This window comes from Limnobaculum allomyrinae (genome assembly GCF_016649425.1).
In the GTDB taxonomy this organism is placed as follows: domain Bacteria; phylum Pseudomonadota; class Gammaproteobacteria; order Enterobacterales; family Enterobacteriaceae; genus Limnobaculum; species Limnobaculum allomyrinae.
This window is the reverse complement of the sequence record NZ_JADRCR010000024.1, coordinates 1-3,406: the sequence shown is the minus strand read 5'-3', so window position 1 is coordinate 3,406 and position 3,406 is coordinate 1. Positions and strand designations below refer to the sequence as shown.

Below are 3,406 nucleotides of genomic sequence, written 5' to 3'. Positions count from 1 at the left end.
TAAACTGGAACATTTGGAGGAATGCAGTGCAAACCTTTAACGCAGACATTGCTATCATCGGAGCAGGTGGTGGCGGTCTTCGTGCAGCCATTGCCGCTGCCGAAGCGAATCCCAACAGTACCATTGCGCTGATTTCTAAAGTCTACCCCATGCGCAGCCACACCGTGGCCGCCGAAGGCGGGTCCGCTGCCGTTATCAAGCCTGAAGACAGCTTCGAATCTCACTTCCATGACACCGTCGCCGGTGGGGACTGGCTCTGTGAGCAGGACGTCGTTCAGTACTTCGTGGAAAACAGCCCGCGCGAAATGGTGCAGATGGAACAGTGGGGGTGCCCCTGGAGTCGTAAAGACGATGGCTCCGTCAACGTCCGTCGCTTCGGCGGCATGAAAGTTGAGCGTACCTGGTTTGCCGCCGATAAAACCGGCTTCCATATGCTTCACACCCTTTTCCAGACCTCCCTTAAATACCCTAACATCAAGCGGTTTGATGAGCATTTCGTTCTCGACCTGCTGTCTGACGAAGGTCATGTCCGCGGTTTAGTCGCCATGAACATGATGGAAGGCACCCTGATTCAAATCCGTGCCAATGCCGTGGTGATGGCCACCGGTGGTGCCGGACGCGTTTACCGTTACAACACCAACGGCGGTATCGTGACCGGTGACGGTATGGGGATGGCATTCCGTCACGGCGTTCCGTTACGTGATATGGAATTCGTTCAGTATCACCCGACCGGTCTGCCGGGCTCCGGTATCCTGATGACCGAAGGTTGTCGTGGTGAAGGCGGTATTCTGGTCAATAAAGACGGTTACCGTTATCTGCAGGATTACGGCATGGGCCCTGAGACACCGCTGGGCAAACCTGAAAACAAATACATGGAGCTGGGCCCGCGTGACAAAGTCTCCCAGGCTTTCTGGCACGAATGGCGCGCCGGTCGTACCATTCCTACTCCGCGCGGCGATGTGGTCTATCTGGACCTGCGTCACCTGGGTGAGAAGAAGCTGCTTGAGCGTCTGCCGTTCATCTGTGAACTCTCCAAAGCCTATGTCGGCGTTGACCCGGTGAAAGAGCCTATTCCGGTTCGTCCTACTGCGCACTACACCATGGGTGGAATTGAGACCAACCAGCAGTGTGAAACCCGTCTGGCCGGTCTGTTTGCCGTGGGCGAATGTTCCTCTGTGGGCATGCACGGTGCTAACCGTCTGGGCTCTAACTCTCTGGCAGAGCTGGTGGTGTTCGGTCGTGTGGCCGGTGAACATGCCATTGAGCGTGCCAAATCTGCCGCTCCGGCTAACAGCAGCGCGCTGGATGCACAGGTGGCGGATATTGAAGGCCGTCTGCATGCCCTGCTCAAGCAGGAAGGCACTGAGAACTGGTCGAAAATCCGTGATGAGATGGGCCTGAGCATGGAAGAAGGTTGCGGTATCTACCGTACCGAAGAGTTAATGCAGAAGACCGTCGACAAGATTGCTGAACTGAAAGACCGCTTCAAGCGCGTCAGCATTACTGACCGTACCAGCGTATTCAACACTGACCTGCTGTACACCATTGAGCTGGGTCATGGTCTGGATGTGGCTGACTGTATGGCTCACTCGGCGCTGTTACGTCGTGAATCCCGTGGCGCGCACCAGCGTCTGGATGAAGGCTGTACCGAGCGTGATGATGTGAACTTCCTGAAACACTCACTGGCCTTCTACAGCCCGGACAGCACCACCCCGCGCATTGAGTACAGTGATGTGAAAATTACCACCCTCCCGCCGGCCAAACGTGTATACGGTGCCGAGGCGGAAGCCCAGGCTAAAGAAGAGGCATTAAAGAAGGAGCAGGCGAATGTCTGAGATGAAAACCCTCAAAGTTGAAGTCATGCGCTATAACCCGGAGCGCGACAGTGAACCCCACTTCGAGGCGTATGATGTGCCTTATGATGCGTCCACGTCACTGCTGGATGCACTGGGCTATATTAAGGACAACCTGGCTCCGGACCTGTCTTACCGCTGGTCCTGCCGGATGGCGATTTGTGGTTCGTGCGGCATGATGGTGAACAAGGTGCCTAAACTGGCCTGTAAAACCTTCCTGCGGGATTACACTGATGGTCTGAAGGTGGAAGCGCTGGGTAACTTCCCGATTGAGCGCGACCTGGTGGTGGACATGACTCACTTTATTGAGAGTCTGGAAGCCATTAAGCCTTATATCATTAATGACAGTCTGAAGCCGGAGAACGGCCCGACCATTCAGATGCCGGCACAGATGGAGAAATACCATCAGTTTTCCGGTTGTATCAACTGCGGCCTGTGTTATGCCGCCTGTCCTCAGTTTGGTCTGAACCCGGAGTTTATTGGCCCGGCGGTGATTACGCTGGGACACCGTTACAACCTGGATACACGTGATAAGGGTAAAGCGGCCCGTATGCCACAGCTTAACGGCAAGAATGGTGTATGGAGTTGTACCTTCGTCGGTTACTGTTCTGAAGTCTGTCCGAAACACGTTGACCCGGCTGCGGCTATTCAGCAGGGCAAGGTGGAAAGTTCAAAAGACTTTATGATTGCCATGCTGAAACCTCAATAAAGGGAGAGGGATACTATTATGATGACCAAACGTAAACCCTATGTCCGCGAGGTGAAAGCTGACTGGTGGAAGAGACTCGGGTTTTATAAGTTTTACATGTTCCGTGAGAGCACGGCTATTCCAGCCGTGTGGTTCAGTCTGGTGCTGATTTTCGGTGTGTTTGCCCTGAGAAGTCCGGAGAGCTGGTATGGCTTTGTGGGCTTTTTAGCGAACCCGGTGGTGATGGTGATTAATATCATTACGCTGATTATGGCGCTGGTTCATACCAAGACCTGGTTTGACCTGGCACCGAAGGCGGCGAACATTGTGGTGGGCACAGAGAAGCTGAGCGCGAAGCCGATTGTGATGTTCTTCTGGGGCGTAACGATTGTGGCGAGCCTGATAATTCTGGCCGTGGCACTGATTTAAGGAGTCGACTGACATGATTGAACAAAATCCGAAGCGCTCTGACGAGCCGGTATTCTGGGGCCTGTTTGGTGCGGGCGGTATGTGGGGAGCGATTATTGCGCCGGTGATTATTTTACTGGTGGCGATTATTCTTCCGCTGGGCTGGGCACCGGAGGCGCTGAGCTATCCGCGCATTCTGGCGTTCTGTCAGGGTTTTATTGGCCGTGTGTTTTTGCTGCTGATGATAATCCTGCCGGTATGGTGTGGATTACACCGTATGCACCATATGACCCATGACCTGAAGTGGCATGTGCCGGCGGGCAAGCTGGTGTTTTACGGTCTGGCGACCGTGCTGAGTGTGATTGCAGTGATTGGGGTGTTTATGCTGTAAACAGCATACCCCGTTTGACTGTAGTGATACATGTTGTTAAGAAGCGCCCCTGCCGGGGCGCTTTTT

4 protein-coding genes are annotated in these 3,406 nt (G+C 54.2%); all 4 read left to right on the top strand.

All coding sequences use genetic code 11. The features are described from left to right. The first annotated feature begins 26 nt into the window (after positions 1–26). From frdA to frdD, 4 genes are read left to right on the top strand one after another with little or no spacing between them, the layout of a single operon-like run. Positions 27–1,835 (top strand): fumarate reductase (quinol) flavoprotein subunit, encoded by a 1,809-nt coding sequence (gene frdA / locus I2494_RS20410; protein ID WP_218468806.1) that lies wholly within the window; start codon positions 27–29, stop codon positions 1,833–1,835. Then, positions 1,828–2,562, top strand: a complete 735-nt coding sequence (locus I2494_RS20405; protein WP_130590196.1) for a succinate dehydrogenase/fumarate reductase iron-sulfur subunit — start codon at positions 1,828–1,830, stop codon at positions 2,560–2,562. Before frdA ends, I2494_RS20405 begins: the two co-directional genes overlap by 8 nt. Before the next feature lie 18 nt (positions 2,563–2,580). Continuing rightward, the gene (frdC, locus tag I2494_RS20400; protein WP_218468805.1) at positions 2,581–2,970 is read left to right on the top strand and encodes a fumarate reductase subunit FrdC; all 390 of its coding nucleotides are present in this window, start codon (positions 2,581–2,583) and stop codon (positions 2,968–2,970) included. Between the two features lie 13 nt (positions 2,971–2,983). Next, complete coding sequence (gene frdD / locus I2494_RS20395; RefSeq protein WP_218468804.1) at positions 2,984–3,340, top strand: fumarate reductase subunit FrdD; 357 nt, start codon at positions 2,984–2,986, stop codon at positions 3,338–3,340. The last annotated feature ends 66 nt before the right edge of the window (positions 3,341–3,406 follow it).

Excerpts from the sequence above, each read along its gene's own strand:
- I2494_RS20405 (WP_130590196.1), top strand. The coding sequence starts at position 1,828 with ATGTCTGAGATGAAAACCCTCAAAGTTGAAGTCATGCGCTATAACCCG.
- frdC (WP_218468805.1), top strand. The coding sequence starts at position 2,581 with ATGATGACCAAACGTAAACCCTATGTCCGCGAGGTGAAAGCTGACTGG.
- frdD (WP_218468804.1), top strand. The coding sequence starts at position 2,984 with ATGATTGAACAAAATCCGAAGCGCTCTGACGAGCCGGTATTCTGGGGC.